Raw genomic sequence first — 26,057 nt, 5'->3', positions numbered from 1 at the left:
TTTTAAAGAGGCCGAGGCCATCCATGAAAGCGGCTTGGTTTGATGATCTTATCCGCTTAGTTTTGACTCGTACCGGCATCGTCGTTCGCGAGCAGGATAGCCCGCTGCTGTGCAAAGAAATAGAAGTCTTGAGCAGCAAGCAACTTGGCCTGACCCCCACAGAATTACTGATGTCCTTGCATCAAAGCAAAACCGAATCGAGCAAGGTATGGCGAGAGCTGCTGGCCCTACTCACCGTCGGTGAATCATATTTCTTCCGCGATCAGGGGCAATTTAGCCTACTTAGCGATCACATCCTACCGGAGCTTATTGCGCATAAGTGTGAATCTCGGCGGCTACGCATTTGGAGTGCCGCTTGCTCATCAGGGGAGGAAGCCTATTCGATTGCCATTATGATTAGCCAATTACTGCCCATACTGGCCGCTGGGCAACAATGGGATATTACAATTGTTGCCAGCGATATTAATCAAGCCGTTTTAGATAAAGCCCGTGCGGGTATTTATAGTGCGTGGTCATTTCGCCGCGTCGATCCGGCGGTCAAAGAAATGTATTTCACTAAGCAGGGGGATGGCTGGAAGATTAATCAAGATATACAAAACAAGGTGCATTTTTGCTACGGTAATTTACTCGAAGATCAATATCCTAGTTTAGGATCGGCACTGCATGATTTTGATTTAATTATTTGCCGTAATGTATTTATCTATTTTCAAGCAGAAACAGTGAATAAAATCGCCAGCAAATTAGCGGACTGTTTAAATGAGCATGGCTATTTAATTGCAGGCCATGGCGAATTAGGCCTACGGGGCATTAAAGGATTAGAAACAAAAAGCCTTGATAATCTGGTGGTGTATAAAAAAGGAAATACAACACCCATAGTAATGCCTCCAGTATTCAAGCCTATCGCTGCGGCCATGATTACGATACCAATGATCCAAGCTGCACCAACGATTACAGTAAAACCAATAAAACCTGCTCCCGTCTTTGCTAAGTTATTACAAGAGGCAAAAACACTGGCCAATCAAGGCCAATACGATATGGCTGCGCTAAATTGCCAGCAGGCAATCAGTATGAATCAAGATTCACCGCAGCCTCATTTTGTATTGGCCCAAATCGCCGAAGTGCAAGGCCGTCGCCAAGAAAGCAAAGTGATACTCAAAAAAGCTTTGTATTTAGATCACGAATTTCTGCCTGGTTATGTCGAATTATTTAATATCTATTTGCAAGAAGATAATAAAAAATTAGCAGGAAAAATGCTCGCTAGCGCCCTTCATATTGTACGCAATCTACCTGGCCATACTCCGGTTCATTTATACGATGAAACCAATGCCAGTGAATTACTAACTTTATTAGAACAATTTCAAACCAGCTTATAAGCGGTGAAACAAATGGAAATATCTAGTAATTTATATTTTGTATTTAGTTTAAATAACGCGCTGTATGCGATTGATGCCTTGGCCGTTAATATGACGTTTAGCCTCCCCGCCATTCGTAATATGGAAGATGCGCCAAGCTATATTGCCGGAGTAATTAATTTACGCGGCAGCATTATCCCTGTCTTGGATTTAAGCCTGCTCTTAGGCGGTGGCACACAAGAAAAAAATCTATCCGATGCAATTTTGGTGATGCAAAACGGGAAAGCACTGGTTGGCATGATTGTGAATGAAGTGCTGGACGTGATTAATATCTCCAGCGAGCAAATTGATATTCCACCAAGGCTAGAAGGCAAAAAACAGCGCCATACCTCCCTTGTGCTAGGAATGGCGCGGGTGGATGAGCAGATCATTAGTATTCTGGATCATAGCCGCTTGATGGATCAAGAAAGCGATCTCATGCTGGACGAGCAACAGCATAACGATCTATATAAAACACCAGATGTGCCGAGTAATGGCGATAAAAGCATTTATCAAAAACGCGCCGCAGAATTAATGCGCAAAGTAGAAGCCGATAGCGATAGCGAAACCCTGCAATTGGCGGTGGTTTTACTCGGCCAAGAATACTTTGGTATGGATATTCGCTATGTGAATGAATTTACCAAAATTAAAAACATTATTCCCCTCCCCAATTGCCCCCAACATGTATTGGGCAATATGAATTTGCGCGGCAGTATTCTCACCATTATTGATATTCGCAATACCCTAGGTATGTATTCAGAAACCTTTAACCACAGCGCCAAGATTGTCGTCAGCTCAGCAGGCGATATTTTAGTCGGCGTGGCCGTAGATGAGATCGACGATATTGTGCAAGTGAGCCCCACTGATGTCGTACCGCTGCCCGCATCCACCCATTCTGATGTCTTGCGCTATGTCATGGGCACGGTGCATTACAACCAAAAAGCCATGACGATTCTTAATTTGCCGGAAATTTTAAAAAACAAAGATTTAGTTGTAAACGAGCGTTAGCAATGCCAATTGAAGAAGGCATTACCCAAGGAGATCGTCATGTTTGAAGGATTAAAACTCAAATACAGCATTTTGCTAGGCTATGTTATGCCACTGCTGCTGCTGATCGTGGTTGGCTTTATTGTTTACAAAAATATCAAAACGGCCGAGGAGCAATCTATAGCTGCGGAACAAGCCAGCGAAATTGTCGCAGAGGCCGCATCGCTTCAATTTCATTTAGTCGGCATGCAGGCCTCTGCTCGCGGCATGCTCTTGATCAAAAATGACAAAGATCATACGAATTATCAGGAGCATGTAGCCGAGTACAAAAAAACAATGGATGCTTTAGAAGGTATGGTGCATGACCCCAAGCAACGTGAAGCCCTAAGTAAAATTAAAGAATTAGCACAGTTCCTTAAAGATGCCACCGGCAGCTATATGAGCCAAGTTCAGGAAGGTGCCGCTGAAACTGCTCTGGCTACTTTTCGCGCAGGAAAAACATTATCTGCGGGCCATGAATTACAAGTGACCGTCAATGAATTCCAAAAAAAGGAACGTGAATTACATGACGAACGACAAAAGAATGCCACGGAGGCATTTACTTCGCTCATTACCACCCTCGTGTATGGCATCGTGCTCGCCGTTGTTTCGGCCATCCTACTCGGCCTATTTGTGGCCTCGCGCATTACTCGCACCATCAATGTAGCGGTCAATGCGGCCGCAACAACATCGAGCGAAATTGCCGCCACCATCGCCCAGCACGAGCGCACGGCCAATCAGCAGGCGGCCATGACCAATGAGATGACCACCACGTTGGAAGAATTATCCGTCTCCTCGCGCCAGTCTTCAGACCAATCGACCAATGCTGCCGATATGGCCAAAAACGCCAGCAATATGACCGAAGACGGCAATGAAGCGATACGGCAAGTGGTCGAAGCCATGGGCGGTTTGAAAGTCAAAATTGGTGCGATTGCCGAGCAAATTTTGTCACTGTCTGAGCAAACGGGCCAAATTGGCACCATCACCGAGCTGGTCAAAGATCTCTCCAACCAAATCAATATGCTGGCCTTAAACGCCGCCGTCGAGGCCGCCCGAGCAGGCGAGCATGGCAAAGGCTTCTCGGTGGTGGCAGCAGAAGTCAGAAAGCTATCGGTAGAAAGTAAAAAATCCGCCGAGCAAGCCAAGGGCATTGTTTCAGGCATTCAAAAAGCCTCTGATACCACCATCATGCGCACCGAAGAAGGCACCCGCAATATCGAAACTGTGATGGGCATTGTTGCCAAGGTGAACGAGCTATTTGAATCGATTTCTGGCTTATCCAATCAGGTTTATCAAAGCTCGCAACAAGGTGCACTCAACGCCAAGCAACAAACCGCCGCCATTGCCGAGGTGGTAGGAGCCGCGAACACCATGAACGCCGGAGCCAAAGAAACCGCCGCCGGTATCACCCAAACCAAGGTCGGCATCCAGAACTTGAACGAAGCCAATAACAAGCTGAAATCGATTGTTTGATTAAAAAAACAGCGTCTTGCTATATTTAGTTGGGCGGGTGAAACCCCACTTAGTAATTTTTGTACATTAGCAAACAACGAAAAACACAATAACCACGCTCTTCGCATAGGGCTTAAAAGTCCCCTTGAAACACGCCGTAGCGAGGAACAAGCGGGGCGGGGTTTCGGCAAGGGAGCGAGGAACGAGCCAATCCCGCCCGCCGCCGACTCGATTGTCCACAGCGAAGGGGCTTTCGTGTTTCGTGGGGTCGCCTTCTTTTGGTTCTTTTCTTGGCGAAGCAAGAAAAGAACGCCCCTGCGGGGGCTCCCGCGCCTAAATCAACGTGCCGAAGGCACTAAAAAGGTCTTTTTGTATTTGCTTAGAAAAAACGGCGGGTTTCACCCGCCCTACAAAAGGCTCGATCGCCTGGGAGGTCGCATGATAGAAGATAATGAGATGCGCGATTTATTCCGCATCGAAAGCAGTGAACACCTGCAAGCGATTGAAGATGGCTTACTGAAAATTGAAAAAGATCCTGACAATCTGGCACAGCTAGAGGAGCTATTTCGTGAAGCACATAGCTTAAAAGGTGCTTCACGGATGCTGGAGCTCTATGATATCGAGCGTATTTTCCATCGCTTTGAGGATATATTAGGCAAGGTCAGAATCAGCGGGCAACACATGGCTGGCGATACCATAGATGGCATGTATAAATCGCTTGATGCCATCAGAAAGCTAGTCGATGAGGCGGTAAATGGCGGCATTGCCGATGTAGATGTCTCTGAAGTTCTCGCCTCACTCAAAATACCCGGCATAGCCGTGTTAAACACAACTGAAACCATTGCGAAAGATAGCCTCACCTCCACCCAGCAAACAGCAATTGCGGCTCAGATTGAGCCCACCCCCAACCTGCCACAATCTGACACATACCCTGCCTCAAGCGAGCCCATTCCAAACGGGCAAATTGATGAAGTCTTTGATGTAAGCAAAGCGATTCTCAGCAGCAAAGCCAATACCGAACAATTTGTCATCGAAACCATACGCGTTGAAACGCGTAAGCTCGATATGCTGATGACACATGCAGGCGAGCTAACCGTCGCAAAAATTCGCATTGCCCGCCGTCATATGGAGCTGGAAGAACTCCAAGAGAAATGGGACCAAATTTATCTAAATATTAAAAATTCCAGCGCTAAAAACGCCCATCTGCTCAGCATGCTGGATCAATACACCAGCCATTTAGAAAACTTAATCAGTGCCGCTTATGAGGACAGTGCAAGGCTGGATTTTGTCACTGGTGAGCTAGAAGAAGGCATTCGCACCATACGTCTGCTGCCACTTTCCACTATTTTTAATTTATTCGGGCTGATGGTCAGAAAGCTGTCTCGTGAGCGCGCTAAAGAAGTAGAGCTATATATCGAAGGCGGTGAAATCACCGCAGATAAGCGCATTTTGGAAGAAATGAAAGACCCGCTTATGCATATCCTTAGAAATGCAATTGACCATGGCCTTGAGTTGCCAGCAGAGCGTTTAGCCAAAGGTAAATCCAGCACAGGAAACATCAGGCTGCGTGCCTATCAATCATCATCCAAAATTGTCATTGAAATTGAAGATGATGGCCGGGGACTGGATCTGCAAGCGATCAAAAGTGCCGCCAGTAAAACGCGCTTATGGCGAGAAGAAGAATTAGCAGCGATGAGCGATGAGCAAGTGATGGGCCTGATATTTATGCCCGGTTTTTCTACCAGTCACTTTGTTTCTGATGTGTCCGGGCGCGGCGTAGGTATGGATGTGGTACGCGCCAATGTAGAAAAGCTTAAAGGCAACGTGAATGTATCGTCCGTGCCGGGCCAGTCATGCACCATCAATATCAAGCTACCACTCACCCTCGCCACATCACGGGTTTTGATTGTGCTCGCAAATTCAATCAAATATGCAGTGCCGGTTGAATATGTACAGAAATCCTATCCGCTTTCAAAAAAAGAGCTATTCACCGTAGAAGGCCATCTGGCCACCATGTTTGAAGATAAAGCCGTCGCAGTGGCTAGGCTACTTGATTTGCTGCAATTTAAGCGCAATGATTTTGTCCCCGCAGCCGATGATAAGGCCGAACAAAAAGCCGATGAATCATCGCCGTGCATCATTATGGAGGTCAATGGCGAGCGCTTTGGCCTGATCGTCGATGAATTACTCGATGAGCAGGAAATTGTTTTGAAATCACAAAGCGCCCTGCTCAAACATATCAGTGATCTGTCCGGCGTCACCATCCTAGGCACAGGCGAAGTATGCATGGTGCTTAACCCGCCTGATTTCATCGCTAAGCTCAAACAGCAAGCCAGCCAAGCCGTCACCGCCAGCAGCCAGGAAGTAGAACGTAAAAAACAATTAATCTTATTGGCCGAAGATAGCTTAACCACCCGCGCCCAGATGAAGCGCATTTTGGAATCAGGCGGCTATGAAGTAGTCATGGCAGTCGATGGCCTAGATGCTTTTAGCAAGCTGGAAACACGGCCCTTTGACGCGATTGTGAGCGATATCAATATGCCCAATATGGATGGCTTAACGCTGGTTCAGAAAGTGCGCAGCAATAAAAAACACACCGAGCTGCCCATCGTACTGGTCACCATGTTATCCACCGAAGAAGATAAAAGGCGGGGCATGGAAGCAGGGGCCAACGCTTATATTTCTAAAGCGGCTTTTGAACAAAAGCTCTTACTCGATACCTTAAGAAGATTGGTGTGAAATGCGACCAGATAAAATACGAGTCCTGCTGGTTGATGATTCGCCGATTGCGCTTCGTATCTTAATAAAAATATTGGAAAAAGCCGATGATATCGAAATAATTGGCACTGCCAGCAATGGCAAACAAGCTTTAAAAATGATTGCCAGCTTAAACCCGGCCGTGGTTTGTACCGATTTTCATATGCTAGGCATGGATGGTTTAGAGCTGATACAAAACATCATGGAACATCATCCATGCCCTGTGCTGGTCATTAGCGTCTCGGCCATGCCCGGCTCGGTAAATGTATTTAAACTACTTGAAGCAGGCGCTTTAGATATCGTCACCAAACCTAGGCTGGAGCAAGAATCTGTTTATGGTGGCATTCGCTCTGAATTACTTAGCAAAATACGTATTTTGGCGGGTGTGCATGTGTTTCGTAAAAAGAACCCTGCCCCCCGCTTGCTACCCGATATCCTCTCAGCAGCAAGCTGTAAATACCGCTTACTCATCATTGGTGCATCAACTGGTGGGCCACAGGCGCTGCAAGCCATACTCTCGCAGTTACCAATCAACTTTCCGCTGCCTATTATTTGTATTCAACACATCAGCGATGGCTTTTTGCATAATTTAGTCTCATGGCTAGGCGAGCAATCTGCTTTAAAATGCCAGATCGCTGCAGCGGGCCTAGCTCCACAGGCTGGGCATGTGTATTTTCCTCAGGAAAAAATGCAGCTCGAATTTGATTCCTATGGCCGCTTCTTAATGAGTAATAATGTGCCCAATAAGGGGCACTGCCCTTCCGTTAGTACTACCATGCAATCTGCAGCAAAACAGTTTGGTGAAAATACAATCTCTGTTTTGCTGACAGGAATGGGCGATGATGGGGCAGATGGTATGCAAGCCATCAGCCAAGCGGGTGGCATGACCATTGCCCAAGATGAAAAAAGTTGCGTGGTCTTTGGAATGCCTAAGCAAGCTATTGAGCTGGGTTCAGCCAAGCGCATCTTGGCTTTAAACGATATTGCACCCCATTTAATCAGCCTCTGCCTGAGAGCCGCCTAATGAGCACATTCGATTCCAGCCCAAGCGGCATAGCGACATCGGTGTTAATCGTCGAAGACAGCACGATTCAGGCCATCATGCTCAAGCGTATTTTGCTGGCCGAGGGTTATCAGGTTTTACTCGCAAAAAATGGCAGTGAAGGGCTGGAAATCACACGCAGCCAGCGGCCTGATATCGTCATCAGCGATATTAATATGCCCAATATGAATGGCTTTGAATTATGCACATATATTAAGCAAGATCCTGCCCTGCAAGATATCCCGGTGATTCTGTTAACCTCGCTCACTGATGTAAAAGACGTCATCAAGGGGCTTGAATGCCGTGCGGATAATTTTTTGACCAAGCCCTACGATACAAATGATTTATTGCTCCGCATTAAATATATGCTGCTCAGCCGCGATATCTATAAAAACAACGATGCAGATGCAGGCGTACCGGTTTTTTTCTCGGGAGAGAAGTATTTAATTAAATCTGATAAACAACATATTCTAAGCCTGTTGCTTTCTATTTATGAAACTGCAGTACAAAATAATAATAAACTATTAGAAATGCAGGAACATATTCGCAGTGCCAATGAAAAACTAGAACAAATGGTTAAAGAAAGAACCGGCGAACTCTCTAAAGAAGTAGAAGAGCACAAAGCGGCAGAGCAAAAAATATTAAAATTAAACCTGGAATTAGAAAGCCGGGTAGAAGAGCGCACTGCGCAACTACAATTAAGCTACAAAGAGCTAGAAAAAGCACGTGATTCAGCCGAACAAGCCACCAAGGCAAAAAGTGATTTTTTAGCGTCAATGAGCCATGAAATCAGAACACCGATGAATGCAATTATTGGCCTTTCTCATTTGGCACAGAAAACAGATTTAAACCCTAAGCAAAGAGATTACATTGATAAAGTACAAGGAGCTGGTAAGCACCTATTAGGTATTATCAATGATATTCTAGATTTTTCTAAAATAGAAGCAGGCAAGCTGGATATTGAGCTTGTTGATTTTTCTTTAGAAAAAGTATTAGATAATGTAGCCAACCTGATTAATGAAAAAGCAGTTGCTAAAAACTTAGAGTTGGTTTTTGATATCGACCACGCTGTGCCACGGCATTTAATTGGCGACCCTACTCGTCTGGGGCAGGCAATCATTAACTATGCCAATAATGCAGTCAAATTTACCGAACAAGGTGTTATTAAAGTCATTATCAAATTAAAAGAACAGTTTAACAATGATGTGCTGATCTATTTTGCAGTGCAAGATACCGGCATTGGTTTAAATAGTGAACAAATCAGTAAATTATTTCAATCTTTTCAGCAAGCAGATTCCAGCACTACCCGTAAATATGGCGGCACAGGCTTGGGCTTGGTCATTGCTAAAAAACTAGCACAATTAATGAATGGCGATGTGGGTGTCGAAAGCGAGCCAGGCAAAGGCAGTACATTCTGGTTTACTGCCCATTTAAAACTTGCAACAGACGGGCCTAAGTACCCTGTGCCGCAACCTGATTTACGCGGAAGGGATATTTTAATCGTCGATGATGTGGATAGCGCACGTGAAGTCATGCAAGATTTATTAGAAAGCATGTCATTCAAAACAACAGCCGTGCCCTCTGGGCAAGCGGCCTTAGAAACCATCAAGCAACGCCAACACTCGCCTTTCGATGTGATTTTAATCGATTGGAAAATGCCGGAAATGGACGGCATCGCTACGGCTCAGCATATTTTTGAAATGAATTTATCTCCGCCACCTAAGGTGGTGATCATCACTGCTTATGATAGCAGCGATGTGCAATCCCAAGCACAGCAACTAGGGATTGAAAACATTCTGGTCAAACCTGTTCAGGCATCTCAATTATTCGATGTGGTCATCCGCGTGCTAAGCGCTGGAAACAGCACCACAAGAAAGCAGATGGAGCGCTCATCAGCAAGCCAGGAAGAGCAGCTTAAATCGCTCGCAGGCGGGCGAATTTTGTTAGTAGAAGATAATGAACTCAACCAGCAAGTAGCAAGTGAGCTTTTATCCGATGCTGGCTTAATCGTTGCCATTGCCGACAATGGCGAAATTGCAGTGCGCATGGCCCAAGCCGCTCCTTACGATATAATCTTAATGGATATGCAAATGCCGGTTATGGACGGCATTAGCGCAACACGCGAAATTAGAAAAATTGATCGGCTCAGCAAGACCCCCATTCTGGCCATGACCGCCAACGCAATGCAAAGCGACCGGGACAATTGCACAGCAGCAGGGATGAATGACTTTATCAGCAAACCTATCGATCCAAATGTATTCTGGGGAGTATTACTAAAATGGTATACAGCGCCTGCAACAACGGTATCTCCTGCTCCCGATACCATTACGAAATCCGTTTCTAGCTATGCAAATCAGCTACCCTGCAATATTGAGGGGCTCAATGTTGAAGCAGGCTTGCAATTATGTTTGGGGAAAAAAGATCTTTATCTATCGATTCTGCGCAAATACGTTAAAGCACAAAAAAACACCGCAGCTGAAATTAATGCCGCAATGGAACAAGATGATTGGGCCAGTGCCGAACGAATAGCCCATACGCTAAAAAGCACATCCAGTTATGCAGGTGCTGATTTTATCCATGAATTATCAGCCTCGATTGAGCTAGCGATTAAAAGCCGGCGCTCAAAACAAGATATCAGCACCTTGGTCTACACTCTGGAGATCATCTTATCGCCATTAATTCATAATTTAGAAGTTCAATTAGCGCTTGAAACTTCAACATCCTAATAAGCCTTCCCCCACTACACCATTCAGTGGCTGTGGTGTCTAAACCACACTCGCTCATATTAAATGGCAGCAATAGTCCGCTATAAACAGTGGTTTTACATGCTCCTTTCAGCAAAATAGCCGCAAATATTTTTATACTGTAAATTTAAAAATAAATAAATAAATTCATCATTAATATTTTATATAAGTAGTATTGGCTTATATGTGAGAGTGGGGTAATCTGAGCTTACACAACCCTATCTGGCCGGCCGTAAAATGGATCAGCAGCGTTTCACTAAAACAGCCAAAGGTAGTAAAGAAATCGAAGAGCGCAGTGGTTTGCTCTCTTCGGTAGCGCGTCGTATTTTAATTATGACAGATGGAAAAAGAAGCCGTGCTGACTTACTACAAACATTCAGCATCAATGAATTGGAAGAAGGCTTAGCCCGATTGGAGTTGCTCAAGCTGGTAGAAGAAGTGGGCAGTAATAGCCACGGTATAGTCAGCATTGATCAGCGTGCTTTGTCCCAAATACGACAAATGATGCATATGAGTAATCAGCAATACTTGGCAGGCCAGCTTGATCGTTTTTTAAATGAAGACTTTGCCCATATCCACAATAGAGCAGGACTAGAACCAGTATTAGAGCATTGGCATCGGCTATTATGCGATGCAGGACATGAAGTAACAGCCTATGCCTATCTTAGACAGATTAAAAGCACTTTAGGCTGGGATAAAAGAGCCGCATAATGATGTGTTGGTTTGTAATCAGCCAACATCATGCAGTGCAATAAATATAGCTAGAGCAATTTCATCCGGCTTTGCGTTTGCAGCTGTAAAATTCGCTGCCGGTGTTTTGCGCTTATCTTAAAAGTGTGTCTCTCTTCATTTTGCAGTAGGGCATTAAAACTGGGCATCGCCAATTCATAATGATGCTGTGCAATATGCCACTGAATTAAACCCGTATGACAGCGATTTTGTAATTCTTTTATTCCTGCCTGTAGTGCTAAATTTAAAGCCTGCTGCAATCTCTCTCCGGCAGCAACATCATTCAATACTAGTAATACCTCGGCCAAAGCGGTTAAAGCATGAGCTTTACCCCACATATTTTCATTTTGATCGCAGAGGGTAAATGCAGTTTCTAATTCAATTTTGGCTTGTGCAAATTGCTTTTGCTCTGCGTGCACAGCCCCTAGATAATAAATAATTTCTGCAGACCATATTGGATTAATAACCGATTGCTGTAATAGTTTTTCTGCTTCAGCAAGACATTGCAAAGCATAAGAGAACCGTTTTAAACGATAAGCATCACTGGCCACATTCAGCAGCACCTCGCATTTCAGGTGATCACTCCCCAGCTTGCGGGCTAACTCCAGTGCCAGCTCATTAAACCCCAACGCCGCCTGATGATCACCAAAACCAATATAAACCTGCCCGATCCCCATATAGATGCGCGCGCAGAGTTTTCTGTTTTTTAATAGGCGAGCTATTTTTAATGCCTCAGACCAATCGTCAAGAGCAAGCATCGGCTGGTGGCTCAATAAATGCGAAAACCCCAGCAGAATCAGCGTTTCGGTTTGCTCCTTCTTACACTGCATGGCTTTAAAGCCCTGTATTCCCGCCAGAAAAGCCTGCTGGGCCTTCAGATGCTCGCTTAAATGCTGCCAGGAATGCCCCAGAATCACCTGAGCCGTTGCCATCAGTTGCTCATCACCTGCTGCCGCAAGCAATAGCTGCTCTGATTCAGAGGGTGAAGGAGGTGCACCGCAATACGACGCCTTGGCAATCATTTCTAATTGGGCCGCAAATTGTAATTTCGCGCTCATTTTGTGGCTTCATCCCAGAGTAATTGACCTTGCCCTTTGCGTTGCCCCAGAAACAGGGCTAAATCTGCCCGCAATTGCAAAATCTCGGCGGTATCGCCCTGCTGGAAAAAAGCCCCTCCCATACCCACACTAAATGGCTCGGGCAAATGAGCGCTTTCCAGATGCGCAACATCCAGCTGCATGCAGGCAGCCATTTGCTCAATAGCCGCTTTATCCATACCGGCTAAAACCAAGGAGAATGAGCCTATTCCAGCGGACACCAAGATAGCTTTAGCCGGGGTATGCTGCTGCAAAATACGGGCAACCTGATGATAGGCAATGTAGGCCAGCTCGCTGCCAAAGACTTCCCGAAGACTGGCAAAGTGATCTATGCCAATACTGAGCAGACAAAGCGCTGTTTCATCAGCCTGATCTAATAAAGCAGGCCAGCGCATCGCAAGATAGCGTGCATTATGCAAGCCGCTTAGCTCATCGCGAAAACTCACGTTTTCTAGCTCTTGCACCTGTTGATGCTGTGCCACATTTTTTTCACGCAATAGTTCAATTTCAATATCGCTGGTCATATGGCGCAGCTTGTATTCCACCGCAGCCAAGCGCCTTGGCCGAGATTTTTTCTGCACTTTAGCCAGCTGCAAGGCATGGCGAAAGTAATCCGCAGCCTCAGCAAATTGCCCCAATGCCTGACAAGCATGGCCCAGCTCTGTCTGCATTTCGCGCTGATAATTGGGCAGCAAATGCATGTATTTTTTTACAATAGCAATCCCATCAACCGATTCAGACCAGACAGCAGCCTTGGCCTGCAATTTAAGTAAAGCCAAGCCACAGCATGCCAGCGCCAGCGGCTCGTTCTGATACAGAGCAATCGCCTTTTCCAGCAGGACCAGCGCCTGCAACCATTCGGCTTGCAAGGAATAAAGCTGGCTTAATCGCTCAAGCAGGTAGGCGCATTCATATAGTGCAGGGTTTTCCATGGACTGTTGCATCATGGCGAGCGCCGATGCTGGTTTATTCAGTACCCATAAATCGGCAGCCAGTCCTAGCCTCGCAGCGCAAATCAAATACGCATCGTCTGCTGCTAATTGCAATCCATATTGATTTAAAGCTAATGCCCTTTCCACCTGCCCTGTTTCGCGGAATAAATGCGCCAGCTCAAGCCAATAAATAGCTTCGTTTTCGCCCTTATCCAGAGATTCTTCGATACCAGAAAGAAAGGCAGAAATAGCCAGAGCAGGCTGCCCTTGCCGGTATAAGTTCCGCCCTTCCAGCAATAGCGCTTGCTGATGACTCATGTTGATCTACTCACACCCTGCACGTAATTTGCACAAAATCAACAGCCCTCACTTAAGGCGCTGGTTTAAGCGCATCAAACGGATAAGCAGACAAACTAGCCCAGCAGCACTAGGCACCACATCAGCGCCAGATTAAGTAAACACACCAGTTGCGCTGCGCTACCTAAGTCTTTGGCCCGTTTAGCCAATACATGGCGCTCTAAAGAGGTGTGATCGACAGCGGCTTCAATTGCAGAATTAAGCAACTCTACAATCATCGAGGCCAAATGGCTGCCAACCAAAATAGCGCGCCCCCAGTGAGGCAGGCCAGGAATCAAAAAGGCACAAGGAATACCAATAAAAGCCAGCATGCTCACTTGGCGAAAAGCGGCTTCATTAAGCCAGCCCGCTTTTAAACCGTCTAATGAGTAGCCCAGTGCATTAAAAATGCGGGCGACTCCTGTTTTACCTTTGAATGGGCTTTCCAGCACTTTAGGCTCCATCAACGCCGACGGGCGCTGCGTCAAAAATTTCTCGGTATGCCATATATTGCGTCAACATCATGACAGGCAGCACAACGACTAATGCAAGCATTAAAGTAAATGCCGACAAAATAAATAAAGCGGCAGCAAGCATGCCACTCAGTAAAAAAGCCTGCCAATTGCTGCAAACACCTGAAAACGACAGCTTCATTGCTTCAATCGCTGAATGACCTTTAAGCAGTACCAAGGCCGGTGCAAACCACGTAGCGCACTTCACGGGTGCCATTAAAATCAGGCTCAAAGACACGTGTAAATAGATGGCTTTCATCTGTTCCGGGCTGGGCAAAGTGTCGGCAGGAACATCAGGAAAACTACCTTGGCTACCAAAAAAACTGAGCAATATCGTAACCAATACCGCAGCAAATAAATCAACAAAACCAATAAAAAGTAAGGGCTTTATTTCGCCGCGAAAAGCAGCAAATAAATCCAAAGGACCCAGTTTATTGCCTAAATCCGCTTGCTTAGCCGCCTGATAAAACCCCGCAAATAACACAGGAGCCGCTAGGGCATAAGCGATGGCACCCACGACCGAAAGCACATAAGCCAATAAAGCGACAACCAAAAACTGCAGGGCAAGCACAATCCACATCCCTGACTGGCGGCGAAACAGCTTAAATCCACTCACATACCACTGCCAGCCGCGCCCGGCAGGCAGGCGACGTGGCTCAGGCAAGAGATCAATTACATTATCATTTTCCATTTTTTCCTACTCGTACTCCGGCAAGGCTTGAAGGATACGTGAACCACCTGGCTTACTCAAAGGTAAACATAGCAAGCAAGCTAGAAATGGGCTTACTACGATAAATTTGCATGAAACAATTAGCCCAGTATTTGTTGCAAACATAAAACTAAATCACTGCAGTCCGTGAAGTTACCTTCAGTTTTAAGTAGAGCACGGAAGATTGCCCGCTGAGTGCAGCCATTGTGCTGCTTTTAAATAAAAATTTAATTTCAAAGCAGATTAACAACACCCCCTACTGCATTTGTTTTTTACATAAAAAAAGCCACATGAATCAACTCATGTGGCTTTTTTAACACTAGAAAATTAAATGGCAATGCACTTTAAAGCATGACGTGCAATCATCAACTCTTCATTGGTTGGAATGATATACACAGGAACACGGCTGCTTGGCAGAGAAATGCAGCGCGCTTCTCCTGAGCGTTTTGCGTTTTCTGCTTCATCAATTTCCACGCCTAACCAGCGCAATTCATTGCATACCGTAGCGCGGGCAATATCGTCGTTCTCGCCAATACCTGCCGTAAACACCAGCGCATCAAAGCCTTGCATCGCCGCAGCTAAAGATGCCGTTTCACGCACAACACGGTGAGCAAAATAATCCACAGCAAACTTAGCATGTGGATCGTGGCTTGCGTGCAGATCGCGCATATCGCTAGAAATACCCGACATACCCAATAAACCTGATTTTTTATAGATTAGCTCTTCAATTTGTGAGGCATCCATTTTCAGATGGCTCATAAAGTGCAGAATCAAAGCTGGATCGATCGTGCCGCAACGTGTGCCCATAGGCAGGCCTTCCAAGGCGGTAAAGCCCATTGTCGTTGCCTGGCACTTCCCACCCAGCAAAGCAGCCATCGACGAGCCATTGCCGAGGTGAGCTACAACCGTGCGGCCTGCGGCAGCCTTAGCATCAATCGCAGGCAGCACACTGGCGATATATTCATAAGAAAGGCCATGAAAGCCGTAACGACGAATACCGTGTTTTTCGCTAAATTCATAAGGTAAGGCGTATTGTTGTTCGATTTCTGGCTGAGTGCGGTGAAAAGCGGTATCAAAGCAGGCAACTTGCGGCACATTAGGTAACAGCTGAGCCAGAACACGCATCGGCATAATATTATGCGGCGCATGCAGTGGTGCTAGCGCAATCGTTTCATCCAGACCTTTTAAAACGTCTTCTGTAATCTGTACTGGCTGGCAAAAGCTTAAACCACCATGCACGACACGATGGCCAATCGCTGCAATGGTGCGGCCTTCGATATGGCCATTGAGCCAAGCTAGCATATGACGTAGTGCAGAGTCGTGGTTCTTAGGCATATCTGCCGGTATCGATTCGGAAACCAGCTTATTGTCATTCGCATCTTTAGCCACAAATTTAGGATCGACATAAATGCCGTCTGCTAAGCCTTTAAACAGCAAGACAGGATCTGCTGCTGTGGTTTCAAACAGGGAAAATTTGATGCTGGACGAACCGGCATTGATAACTAGAACCAACTCACTCATAAACTACTCCTTAGTATTACGCTGGCGGTGATAAGAATACCTTACCACCAGCCCTGTTGTGCCTTTGCAAATCATCATTCAATCGCAACATCACCTGCTTTTCAAAAGCGGGCCGATAATCAAGCCTTGGCCTCTGTAAACACGCCATTCAGAGACAATCAATCCAGCAAAATCAACGCTGGTCTATCTCATTTTTCGTGTCAACCAAAAAAATCGGGCAGGCTGCCAAGCTGTGGCTGCGATAATATTCATAGCAATTGCTGCTTATCTCTTACTCATTCGGCGCAATGTTAGAAACTGCAATGCTGCGCTGCAATGGAATAATTACTAGTGCATATTCTAAACAGCCATAAAGTCGGCTGTATTGGCCAAAATCAAGCAAAATCACTCAAATTAGGTGCATATTCACCATGACCGCATTCACGACCCACCTGATCTGTGTTCCCGAGCTGGCAGATTCCGCCTGCGTGAGCGCTCTGCATATCGCGCCCGGCCACCATGTTCAGAGTAATGCCCCCCTGCTAACCTTAAGCTACGGCAGTGAAGAAATAGAAATTTGTGCGCCCGAAGCGGGTCTGGTTTCTCATTTAATGGTTTCACTCGCCGAAACCGTATTTTGTGGCGATTTATTATTACAAATGGAAATCGAAGAAACACCCGAAGCTGTTTTTGGTGCAGAAGCCACCTTTGTGAGCGCCTGCCAAGTTGACTGGCCGGAAACAGCCGTGCTCAGCGTTAGCCCGCAAGCCGCTCAATTTGCAGCAAGGCTAGGTGTAGACCTCAGTGCCGTCGTGGCCGAGGGTAAATACATTGAAATCACCGATGTAGAAGCCCATATACGATCAGTGATGCTGCAATGGCAAGCTGCAAACCATCATTAAAAAACCTGCCGCACTTGCTTGCATAAGAGCGGGAGTAGCCGCGCCTGCACCTGCTGCAAAGACTAAAGTTCAGCAGGCTGCCCAGCGCTATTTTTTTTGCAACTGCTCCATAATCGCAGCCGGATTCTGGCTCGTCGCCAATACCGCCCGCACCTGATTAAATGCAGTGCTTGCCTCATTAGGATGTTTGCCATAAGACACCACACTGGCGTGTTTCCAGCCTGCCGCCAGCAAAGCATTGCGTTTAAACGTGGTTCCCTCGATACCACCACCACCCAGCTGCATCAAAGCTTGTTCGATCAGAACATGGGGTAAAGGAGTGCGAGAGATAATATTAAAATGATCGGGTAGTACTTCATCAAATTGCATATGCTGGCTCCGATATCAGGCAATATATTTCCAGTATGGCAAGCTGTTTGCTAAGCGATCTTTCAAAAAAATAGACAACTTAGCTAAGACGCCCTCAAAAAAATATCCCTGATCGTTTATCAGGGCATTTTCAATACTAGTAAAGAGCTGTGCCAAATCCAGTAATTCCTTTCCATGGGCACTCGCTAAGCGGCAGATGGAAATGCAAAACGCCCCGATTTACGGGGCGTTTTCTTATAAAGCTCAAACTTATTTCAAGCTTTTAAATATGTACTTTAGCAATTGCACGACGATCAACCACTGCCTTGGCTAAATCGATCAGCATGGTTTCAGTTTGATCCCAGCTAATGCAGCCATCCGTAATCGACTGACCATAAGTCAGCGGCTTGCCTTCAACAGGATCCTGACGGCCACCCACTAAATGACTTTCAATCATCACACCAAACACCGCATTGTTGCCCCTAGCAAGCTGCCCACACACATCGGCGGATACATCAACCTGCCGACGGTAATCCTTGCTGCTATTTGCATGGCTAAAATCGACCATTATTTTTTGTGGCAGACCCGCTGCAGATAAATCGGTCATCGCAGCGCACACATGATTGGTATCAAAGTTAGGCTCTTTACCACCACGCAAAATAATATGGCAATCAGGGTTGCCCGCTGTCGCCACAATAGCTGAATGGCCCATTTTGGTTACAGACAGAAAGTGGTGCGACTGGCTGGAAGCACGAATGGCATCAAGAGCAATTTTTAAATTGCCATCGGTCCCGTTTTTAAAACCAACCGGGCAAGATAAGCCCGAAGCCAGCTCGCGGTGTACCTGCGATTCAGTAGTGCGCGCACCAATTGCGCCCCAGCTCATCAGATCCGCCATATATTGTGGCGTGATCATATCGAGAAACTCACCCGCGGTTGGCATGCCGTCATTGTTTAAATCAAGCAGCAATTTACGCGCAATACGCAGGCCATCGTTGATATTAAAGCTACCGTTCAGGTAAGGATCGTTAATCAAACCTTTCCAGCCAACAGTAGTGCGTGGTTTTTCAAAATAAACCCGCATCACGACTTCTAAATCGTTTTTATGCAGCTCACGCAGCACTTTAAGCTTAGCGCCGTATTCATGCGCAGCATCAGTATCGTGAATGGAACAGGGCCCAATGACGACCAAAAGACGATCATCTGTTCCTTGCAGAATGCGTTGAATGGCTTGCCGGGTTTCAAAAACGGTGACGGATGCAATTTCGCTGACGGGAAATTTTTCCATCACGGCAATAGGGGGAAGTAGCTCTTTGATTTCTCGGATACGGACATCGTCTGTTTGATATTGCATATTCTTCCCTAGAGCGGCTGCCTTGCACCACGACAAGCACATAATAAAAGGAAGAGATTATCGTCTATCGACAGTCGGCGCAAATGCCTTTCACGGTGATTTCAACCATGCGAGCCATAAAGTGCGCAGGCAAACTTACGGGCAGATCACTGCTGACGTTTTCTAGGCAGAAAAAACGGCCACAATTTTCACACTGAAAATGTGCATGATGGTGTGGGGCGGGTGCAACAGAAAAGCGCCAAACCCGATCATCGCCAGATAATTTATGCGCTAAATGCTGCTCAGTGAGCCAATCCAAAACTCGGTAAACCGTCACCCGGTCGATGGCAGGCTGTAACGCGGCCAGCACATCAAGATGCGATAAGGGACGCTGAGCATCCAAGAGAGCAGCCAGCACCCGTACACGCGCAGGCGTACTACGGGCACGGGTCTGGATGACTAAGTCACGTGCTTTCGCAATTGTCTCGGAAGTATTACTCATCAACACAGCACGGCATTAATCTGCGTACTGCTTTTTCATACGTTCACGACGCTCTTGCGCTTCCAAAGACATGGACGCAGTTGGGCGTGCAACCAGACGTGGCAGGCCAATCGGCTCGCCGGTGTCTTCACAGTAGCCGTAATTACCCTCGTCAAGCTTACGCAAAGTCGATTCAATCTTCATTAGCAACTTACGCTCACGATCGCGAGTGCGTAGCTCTAATGCGTATTCTTCTTCTAAAGTAGCGCGATCAGCCGGATCAGGCGTGGCTTCCTGCTCTTGCAAGTGTTGGCTGGTCTGATTGGCATTTGCCAACAGCTCTGCTTTCATTTGCAGAAGCTTAGCCCGGAAAAACTCGAGGTGATCCGAGTTCATGTAATCATCTTCTGAGCCGTTCCAGTTAATGATTTCTTGTTCCGTGAGTTTGGCCATGGTAGTTCTCCCTTTCTGCAAATGGGGGCGGGGCAAAGATGTGCTGTGAGAGTATTTCATGAATCTGAAACAAAAACTAAACAGAACATCAACTTACGAGCATACACCCCACCAAATGGGGAGGCAGCATAATCAAGTCCCCGCCGCAATGCAATAACTCGTTTTGCCATACAGGCGGTATGGTATTAATGAGACAACACCCAACGCACAATAATCCTTAAATCTTTCTCTTCAATTTGCTGGGCAGGCATAGGAATTTTGCCCCATTTCCCGCCCGGTAAACCACTACGCACTTCTTTCATTAACATCGCTTCTGCATCTTTTTGCCCACGATACTTAGCGGCTACTTCTTTATACGACGGACCAACGATTTTAGTATCAACAGCATGGCAAGCTAAGCAATTATATTTTGCAGCCACTTTTGCGCCATCTTCAGCCCAGGCAAGCGGCGTACAGGTCAGCAATAGCGGCAAAAAATACTTAATCATGTTTTTTCCTTACGGGTAGATGAAGCGTAAAGCTATTTTAGCAGCAAGCAGGCAGCCTGCGTCGTGCTACACTCCCGCGATTAAAAATCTTAGGCAAGTACAGGTTGGCAAATGGATAGAGCGCAACGCTTTATGGCTCTGGGCGGGTTCTTATCGGTACTCGCACATGCCATTCCTATTTTCGGCATGAAGTTTGTCATGCCCGATCCTAAGACGCTGTTTTCAGCACAACCACTCGAAGTGGTGCTTGTGAACCAGCGCACACTGCAAGATGCTCACAAAGCCGATGCATTAGCCCAAGCCAATCTCAATGGTGGCGGCAATACGGATGTGGCCAATCAACACGTAAAATCCCCCCTGCCTGCCAGCAATAATGCCCAATCCAAAGAGCTTGAGCGCGTTAAAGAACAGCAAAAAAAGCTGGAAGCCGATGCAGAAAAGCTGATGTTGCAGCTCAAAGCCAATACCCGCGTCGCACAGGATTTGGGTAAGAGCACGCAAACTGAAAACGTAGGTCTGGATAATGAGCAATTAAAGCAGCAGGCGCGTGAAATAGCTGGCTTAGCGGCGCAAATCAGCAAGCAAACCAGCGATTATCAAAGCCGCCCACGCATGACTTTTATTGGCGCACGGGCGAGAGAATATCGTTTTGCCCGCTATGTAGAAGACTGGCGAATGAAAATGGAGCGAGTCGGTGCGCTGGCTTATCCGCTGGATGCGCGCGGGCAGAAAATGTACGGCCGCTTGCTGGTTTCAGTAGAAATTGATGCTAACGGCAATGTGCGCCATGCTGAAATCACCAAATCATCGGGAAATAAAGAATTAGATTCTGCCGCTTTGCGCATCATAAAAATGGCCGCGCCTTTTGGTAAGTTCCCAGACGATATTCGTAAAGACACCGATGTGCTCAGCATTAGCCGCACTTGGACCTTTGCCAAAGGTGACACTGTTTTAGGTAATGATTAGTAGCCAGTCAAGCTGAAACGACAGGCATAAATCGCGTCTTTTTCCGCCTAGCTGCGTTGCTCGTCATTGCATAGCCAGCTAGGCGGCTTCCTCGCACCTTGCCAGACGAAAAAATCCGTCGATTTCTAACCTGCCCTTTTTCAACTGGACTGACTACGAATGCGTATTTTAGGAATTGACCCCGGCTCTAGAATCACTGGCTTTGGGGTGATTGATGTCGATGGGCAAAATAGGAGTTATGTGGCTTCGGGCTGTATTCGTACACCGGGTGGGGAGCTCGCTGCGCGGATTAAATCCATTCTGCGCGGCATTGCAGAAGTCGTCGAAACTTATAAGCCAGACGTGGCCGCCGTTGAGATTGTATTTGTAAACGTCAATCCACAATCCACTTTAATGCTGGGCCAAGCCCGAGGGGCGGCAATGTCGGCCTTGGTATTGGCGGATCTCCCGATTGGGGAGTACACGGCACTGCAAGTGAAGCAGGCCGTGGTGGGAAATGGCCACGCCGATAAAGAGCAAGTCAGCCAGATGGTGCAACGCATGTTGCGCTTAAATGGTGCGCCACAATCTGATGCTGCCGATGCCTTGGCTGTGGCACTTACCCATGCTCAGCACGATAGTGGCGCAATGAAGCAACTGGCAAGCCTAGGCCTCACCATTAAGCGTGGACGTTTAGCTTAAAGCTTGCTACGGCAAAGCGGCAGCTCGGCATTAAAACGCGCAAGAAACTCCGGCTCTTCTTTTAAGAAACGATGGCCAAAATACACCCCTAAAGGTTTGTCTTCTAATAGTTCAGAACGAATTTTTCGTTCTGAATGCGTTAAACGAATCGACTCATTCATCGCCAAATCACTCGCCAATACCGCCTCTACCCTTCCTGCTATCAGCATTTTTAATAACTGATCGTGAGCGGGAGGAGAAGCATAAATACGATAACCGGACATTTTTAACCAGCTCAGCATATTCGAGCCAAAATAAGCCCCCACCATGGCTGACTGGCGGAATTCTTCACTTAAAGGCTTGGCATGACTATCGCGGCGAAAATACCAGCGCCACTGCTGAGGCGCAATCATTTGCGTCAGCGTGGCATAGCGATCCCGCTCATGGCTTTGCGATGCTGAAAAAAAGCCATCGGCTTCACCCAGCTCAACTAAATTCTGTGCACGCTTCCATGGCAAAAACTTAATTTCTACCGGGCGCTGCAATTTATTCATGACGCAACGTACCGCTTCTAGGGCAATGCCCGTCTGGCGCCCGTCTTCCTGCTGATTACTGTATGGTAATTGCTGCTGCGTCAGTAGCTTTACGGGCACTGCACCCGCTTTTAGAGCAGATGCTAAACAAAAAATACCTAACGCCACTTTCAAATTCGTCAAGCGATTGTCGGCCATTTATACTCCCCGCTTTGATAAAGAGATGCACACCATGATCGGACGCCTTACCGGAACCCTGATCGAAAAACAGCCGCCGCAAATTGTGATTGAAACCAATGGCGTGGGCTACGAAATAGACGTGCCCATGAGCACGTTTTATGTATTGCCCCACATGGGTCAGCCATCCAGCTTATATATTCATATGGTAGTGCGTGAAGACGCACAGCTTTTATACGGTTTTGCCACCCGGGCTGAGCGCGATACATTCCGCTCGCTGATTAAAGTAAGCGGTATTGGCGCAAAAATTGCGCTCGCTATTTTATCGGGAATGAACGCCGACGAGCTTGCGCAAGCGATTGCCGCAGAAGATCTGGTGCGGCTATCCAAAGTACCGGGCATTGGTAAGAAAACAGCAGAGCGGCTGGTTTTAGAACTACGTGGCAAACTCAACAATCTGCCTATTATGACCTCTGTCAGCAATAATAGTGCACTGTTTCAAACGCCTGCATCAAATAAAGATGATGTGCTACATGCATTAATTGCCTTGGGATATAGCGAACGCGAAGCCAATGGAGCGGTCAAAGAGCTCGCCAACGATGTTGATGTTTCTGACGGCATCCGGCGCGCCCTTAAACAACTGGTTAAAACCTAAATGCGAATCCTGTCCATCACCGCCATTACCGGCACTATCCTGTTCATTTTTTTAGCCACGCTCTTGAGTACGCCAGAGCTCAATGCACTTGATGATGCCATCGGTAATGTCTTTTACAATGGACCAACATGGCTGATTGCTCTCTGCAAAACTTTAGCTTGGTTTGGCAGTGCATTAGGCTCCCTGCTGCTGGCATCGGTGATTGGTGCAGGTTTATGGTTTAAATTAGGCGATCGCCGCAATGCCATTGGCCTGCCCTTGGCCATTTTCAGCGGCTGGCTATTAAATGCCGCACTTAAATTCAGCATTTTACGGCCCCGCCCCAGCTTAGAGTTTTTAGCCTCGGCACACGGCCCGTCTTTTCCTAGCGGCCACGCCATGAGCGCATGGATTATGTCTTTTGTACTGGCCCTGATTGCCTCACAATACCAGCCACAACGCCGTACGCTGTGGTTTGGCCTTGCCTTTTGTGCTGCCATTTTAGGTGGAATAGCCAGGCTGGTACTCGGTGTGCATCATTTCTCCGATATCATTGCAGGCTTTAGTGTTGCGAGCGTGGTGGTACTTGCTTATTGCTACGCTGCAAGCCGTACTACCCTCTTGGATCGCCTACTGCCATGATCGAAACCGATGCGCTTTCTGCAGCTCCTGCTGATCGCCTGATTAGCAGCACAAAATTATCTAATCAAGAAGAAAGACAAGAACACGCCCTCAGGCCCAAATTACTCGATGAATACGTTGGGCAGGCCAAGGCGCGTGAGCAATTAGAAATTTTTATTGAGGCTGCTAAAAAGCGTGGTGAAGCACTCGATCACGTGCTGCTGTTTGGCCCACCTGGCTTGGGAAAAACCACGCTGGCGCATATTATTTCCCGCGAATTGGGCGTGAATCTGCGCCAAACTTCAGGCCCGGTACTTGAGCGTGCTGGCGATCTGGCTGCAATTCTGACTAATTTAGAGCCGCATGATGTCTTGTTTATCGACGAAATCCACCGGCTCAGCCCTGTGGTCGAAGAAATTCTTTACCCGGCGCTCGAAGACTTTCAGCTCGATTTAATGATTGGCGAAGGCCCGGCAGCCAGATCAGTAAAGCTTGATCTGCCACCGTTTACGCTGATAGGGGCAACCACCCGGGCGGGGATGCTCACCAACCCGCTGCGCGATCGATTTGGGATTGTGGCAAGGCTAGAGTTTTACACCGCAGAAGAGCTGACTCGCATCACCACACGTTCGGCACAATTACTCAATGTGAATATCGCACCTGACGGCGCATTCGAAATTGCGCGAAGATCACGGGGCACGCCGCGAATTGCTAACCGCTTGCTACGCCGTGTGAGGGATTACGCCGAAGTGCGTGCCGATGGGCATGTAACGCGAGAAGTGGCCGATGCCGCGCTCTCGATGCTGGATGTCGATCATGCGGGGCTAGATGTCATGGACCGGAAGCTTTTATCTGCCATTCTAGAAAAATTCGCTGGTGGGCCAGTGGGCCTCGATAACGTCGCCGCAGCAATCGGCGAATCATCGGATACGATTGACGATGTGATCGAGCCTTTTTTGATCCAGCAAGGCTTTTTACAAAGAACACCGCGCGGCAGGATTGCTACACTGGCAGCGTACGAGCACTTCGGGCTTAGCCCGAAGAAACAAGATTAATGCCAGATTCAAGCGGCACAGAATATTATTTCGGCGGCTTCAACCGCCATAACAACACGCTAATAAAGGATTCCCCAAAGTGGACGCTGTTGCAGCCAATCAAGATCTGTCGATTATCACTTTAGTCCTGCACGCCAGCCCCGTAGTACAAGCCGTCATGGGCATTTTGCTGGTGATGTCGTTTATGTCTTGGTGGTATATCTTCAGCAAGCACTTCGCCCTCTCCCACGCAAAAAAACAAACTGAAGAGTTTGAAAACCGTTTCTGGAATGGTGCGGATCTAGCAACTCTTTACGATCAAGTGCGCCGTGGCCAGACACTTGGCATGGAAAAGATCTTTCAGGCGGGCTTTGGCGAATTCTTAAAATTGCGCCAGCGTGCGGGCGAGCGCGGCAATATGGAATTATCTGACGTCATGGAAGGCAGCCGCCGTGCCATGCGCGCCGCTTGCCAGCGTGAACTGGACGAGCTGGATTCGCACACTGCGTTTTTGGCTACCGTTGGCTCGATCAGCCCCTATATCGGCTTATTCGGTACGGTATGGGGCATTATGAATGCCTTTACCGGCCTCGCAAATGTAGGCCAGGCTACCTTAGCCACCGTTGCCCCCGGCATTGCCGAAGCCTTGGTGGCCACCGCCATCGGCCTGTTTGCCGCTATTCCTGCCGTCGTTGCCTATAACCGCTTTGCCAATGATGTAGACAAGCTCGCCAATCGCTTTGATACCTTTATCGAAGAGTTTTCTAATATCTTGCAACGTCAGGTGAAATAATGGCCCGCCGCGCACGCAGAATTAAAAACGAAATCAACGTCGTTCCCTATATCGACGTGATGCTGGTTTTGCTGGTGATTTTTATGGTTGCCACACCGATGATGCAACAGGGCGTGGTGAATCTGCCTACAGTTGGCAAATCTGATCAGGAAGTGAACGTAGCCCCGCTGCGAGTTGAAATCGACGCCGCTGGTGCAATTAAGCTGCACGATAAAGAGGAAAGCAGCGATCTAACCGATCTCAAAGCGCTAGTCGCCAGTGTGCAAGCCAAACAAGCCATCACGCCCAATCGCCCTGTGGTGATTGCCGCAGATAAAACCATACGCTACGAGCAGGTAATGAATGCGATGGATGCTTTAAAACAGGCCAATATTGCCCGAGTTGGCCTGCTCGTTCAGCCGAAGTGA

The 26,057-nt window shown here is 47.3% G+C and carries 26 protein-coding genes; 15 read left to right on the top strand and 11 right to left on the bottom strand.

The genetic code is table 11. From position 1 onward, the window contains the following. Positions 1–23 precede the first annotated feature (23 nt). From ACFQNF_RS03655 to ACFQNF_RS03625, 7 genes are all read left to right on the top strand, one after another. Complete coding sequence (locus ACFQNF_RS03655; protein WP_380186180.1) at positions 24–1,373, top strand: CheR family methyltransferase; 1,350 nt, start codon at positions 24–26, stop codon at positions 1,371–1,373. A 12-nt stretch (positions 1,374–1,385) separates the two neighbouring features. After that, complete coding sequence (locus ACFQNF_RS03650; protein ID WP_380186178.1) at positions 1,386–2,399, top strand: chemotaxis protein CheW; 1,014 nt, start codon at positions 1,386–1,388, stop codon at positions 2,397–2,399. Positions 2,400–2,438: 39 nt separating this feature from the next. After that, entirely contained in the window at positions 2,439–3,890 is a 1,452-nt protein-coding gene (locus ACFQNF_RS03645; protein ID WP_380186176.1) for a methyl-accepting chemotaxis protein, read from the top strand. Between the two features lie 417 nt (positions 3,891–4,307). Further along, positions 4,308–6,608, top strand: coding sequence for a hybrid sensor histidine kinase/response regulator (locus tag ACFQNF_RS03640; protein ID WP_380186175.1), 2,301 nt, complete (start codon positions 4,308–4,310; stop codon positions 6,606–6,608). A gap of 1 nt (position 6,609) precedes the next feature. After that, positions 6,610–7,650, top strand: coding sequence for a chemotaxis-specific protein-glutamate methyltransferase CheB (cheB, locus tag ACFQNF_RS03635; protein WP_380186173.1), 1,041 nt, complete (start codon positions 6,610–6,612; stop codon positions 7,648–7,650). Next, positions 7,650–10,394, top strand: coding sequence for a response regulator (locus tag ACFQNF_RS03630; RefSeq protein WP_380186171.1), 2,745 nt, complete (start codon positions 7,650–7,652; stop codon positions 10,392–10,394). Before cheB ends, ACFQNF_RS03630 begins: the two co-directional genes overlap by 1 nt. Positions 10,395–10,649: 255 nt before the next feature. Beyond that, a complete protein-coding gene (locus tag ACFQNF_RS03625; RefSeq protein ID WP_380186170.1) occupies positions 10,650–11,123 on the top strand; it encodes a hypothetical protein in 474 nt (157 codons plus the stop codon). A gap of 50 nt (positions 11,124–11,173) precedes the next feature. On the opposite strand, the gene ACFQNF_RS03620 is transcribed toward ACFQNF_RS03625, so the two are convergent. The 5 genes from ACFQNF_RS03620 to ACFQNF_RS03600 all read right to left on the bottom strand — a co-directional run bounded on the left by ACFQNF_RS03620 (position 11,174) and on the right by ACFQNF_RS03600 (position 16,248). Beyond that, positions 11,174–12,199 (bottom strand): tetratricopeptide repeat protein, encoded by a 1,026-nt coding sequence (locus ACFQNF_RS03620; RefSeq protein ID WP_380186169.1) that lies wholly within the window; start codon positions 12,197–12,199, stop codon positions 11,174–11,176. After that, positions 12,196–13,488, bottom strand: a complete 1,293-nt coding sequence (locus ACFQNF_RS03615) for a tetratricopeptide repeat-containing diguanylate cyclase (RefSeq protein ID WP_380186168.1) — start codon at positions 13,486–13,488, stop codon at positions 12,196–12,198. Before ACFQNF_RS03615 ends, ACFQNF_RS03620 begins: the two co-directional genes overlap by 4 nt. 95 nt (positions 13,489–13,583) lie before the next feature. Beyond that, positions 13,584–13,994 carry a diacylglycerol kinase gene (locus tag ACFQNF_RS03610; protein ID WP_465262201.1) on the bottom strand — a complete coding sequence of 137 codons (411 nt, stop codon included), beginning with the start codon at positions 13,992–13,994 and terminating at the stop codon, positions 13,584–13,586. Continuing rightward, positions 13,960–14,709, bottom strand: coding sequence for a BPSS1780 family membrane protein (locus tag ACFQNF_RS03605; protein WP_380186166.1), 750 nt, complete (start codon positions 14,707–14,709; stop codon positions 13,960–13,962). Before ACFQNF_RS03605 ends, ACFQNF_RS03610 begins: the two co-directional genes overlap by 35 nt. A gap of 345 nt (positions 14,710–15,054) precedes the next feature. Next, complete coding sequence (locus ACFQNF_RS03600) at positions 15,055–16,248, bottom strand: acetate/propionate family kinase (protein WP_380186164.1); 1,194 nt, start codon at positions 16,246–16,248, stop codon at positions 15,055–15,057. 410 nt (positions 16,249–16,658) lie between these two features. On the opposite strand from ACFQNF_RS03600, the gene ACFQNF_RS03595 reads away from it, so the two are divergent. Next, entirely contained in the window at positions 16,659–17,129 is a 471-nt protein-coding gene (locus ACFQNF_RS03595; protein WP_380186162.1) for a hypothetical protein, read from the top strand. A gap of 87 nt (positions 17,130–17,216) precedes the next feature. Here the strand turns inward: ACFQNF_RS03595 and ACFQNF_RS03590 are convergent, their stop codons facing one another. From ACFQNF_RS03590 to ACFQNF_RS03570, 5 genes are all read right to left on the bottom strand, one after another. After that, complete coding sequence (locus ACFQNF_RS03590) at positions 17,217–17,498, bottom strand: hypothetical protein (protein ID WP_380186160.1); 282 nt, start codon at positions 17,496–17,498, stop codon at positions 17,217–17,219. Between the two features lie 262 nt (positions 17,499–17,760). Continuing rightward, positions 17,761–18,831, bottom strand: a complete 1,071-nt coding sequence (aroG, locus tag ACFQNF_RS03585) for a 3-deoxy-7-phosphoheptulonate synthase AroG (RefSeq protein WP_380186158.1) — start codon at positions 18,829–18,831, stop codon at positions 17,761–17,763. A 64-nt stretch (positions 18,832–18,895) separates the two neighbouring features. Further along, entirely contained in the window at positions 18,896–19,312 is a 417-nt protein-coding gene (locus tag ACFQNF_RS03580) for a Fur family transcriptional regulator (protein ID WP_380186156.1), read from the bottom strand. Between the two features lie 15 nt (positions 19,313–19,327). Then, positions 19,328–19,744, bottom strand: coding sequence for an RNA polymerase-binding protein DksA (gene dksA, locus ACFQNF_RS03575; RefSeq protein WP_380186154.1), 417 nt, complete (start codon positions 19,742–19,744; stop codon positions 19,328–19,330). Positions 19,745–19,929: 185 nt separating this feature from the next. Beyond that, entirely contained in the window at positions 19,930–20,232 is a 303-nt protein-coding gene (locus tag ACFQNF_RS03570; RefSeq protein WP_380186152.1) for a c-type cytochrome, read from the bottom strand. A 111-nt stretch (positions 20,233–20,343) separates the two neighbouring features. On the opposite strand from ACFQNF_RS03570, the gene ACFQNF_RS03565 reads away from it, so the two are divergent. Further along, on the top strand, positions 20,344–21,198 hold the full coding sequence (locus tag ACFQNF_RS03565; protein WP_052746807.1) for an energy transducer TonB: 855 nt from the start codon (positions 20,344–20,346) through the stop codon (positions 21,196–21,198). Between the two features lie 159 nt (positions 21,199–21,357). After that, entirely contained in the window at positions 21,358–21,879 is a 522-nt protein-coding gene (gene ruvC, locus ACFQNF_RS03560; RefSeq protein WP_380186150.1) for a crossover junction endodeoxyribonuclease RuvC, read from the top strand. Here the strand turns inward: ruvC and ACFQNF_RS03555 are convergent. Continuing rightward, complete coding sequence (locus ACFQNF_RS03555) at positions 21,876–22,589, bottom strand: substrate-binding periplasmic protein (protein ID WP_380186149.1); 714 nt, start codon at positions 22,587–22,589, stop codon at positions 21,876–21,878. The genes ruvC and ACFQNF_RS03555 overlap by 4 nt on opposite strands. A gap of 34 nt (positions 22,590–22,623) precedes the next feature. Here ACFQNF_RS03555 and ruvA point away from each other — a divergent pair, with 34 nt between their 5' ends. The 5 genes from ruvA to tolR all read left to right on the top strand — a co-directional run bounded on the left by ruvA (position 22,624) and on the right by tolR (position 26,057). Continuing rightward, complete coding sequence (ruvA, locus tag ACFQNF_RS03550; protein WP_380186148.1) at positions 22,624–23,223, top strand: Holliday junction branch migration protein RuvA; 600 nt, start codon at positions 22,624–22,626, stop codon at positions 23,221–23,223. After that, entirely contained in the window at positions 23,224–23,844 is a 621-nt protein-coding gene (locus ACFQNF_RS03545; RefSeq protein WP_380186147.1) for a phosphatase PAP2 family protein, read from the top strand. Further along, complete coding sequence (gene ruvB, locus ACFQNF_RS03540; RefSeq protein ID WP_380186146.1) at positions 23,841–24,878, top strand: Holliday junction branch migration DNA helicase RuvB; 1,038 nt, start codon at positions 23,841–23,843, stop codon at positions 24,876–24,878. Before ACFQNF_RS03545 ends, ruvB begins: the two co-directional genes overlap by 4 nt. A gap of 79 nt (positions 24,879–24,957) precedes the next feature. Continuing rightward, positions 24,958–25,650 carry a protein TolQ gene (gene tolQ / locus ACFQNF_RS03535; protein ID WP_046353710.1) on the top strand — a complete coding sequence of 231 codons (693 nt, stop codon included), beginning with the start codon at positions 24,958–24,960 and terminating at the stop codon, positions 25,648–25,650. Continuing rightward, positions 25,650–26,057, top strand: coding sequence for a protein TolR (gene tolR / locus ACFQNF_RS03530; RefSeq protein WP_380186145.1), 408 nt, complete (start codon positions 25,650–25,652; stop codon positions 26,055–26,057). Before tolQ ends, tolR begins: the two co-directional genes overlap by 1 nt.

It is taken from the genome of Iodobacter arcticus, assembly GCF_042664895.1.
Taxonomy (GTDB): Bacteria; Pseudomonadota; Gammaproteobacteria; order Burkholderiales; family Chitinibacteraceae; genus Iodobacter; species Iodobacter arcticus.
This window is presented reverse-complemented; position numbering and strand designations above follow the sequence as displayed.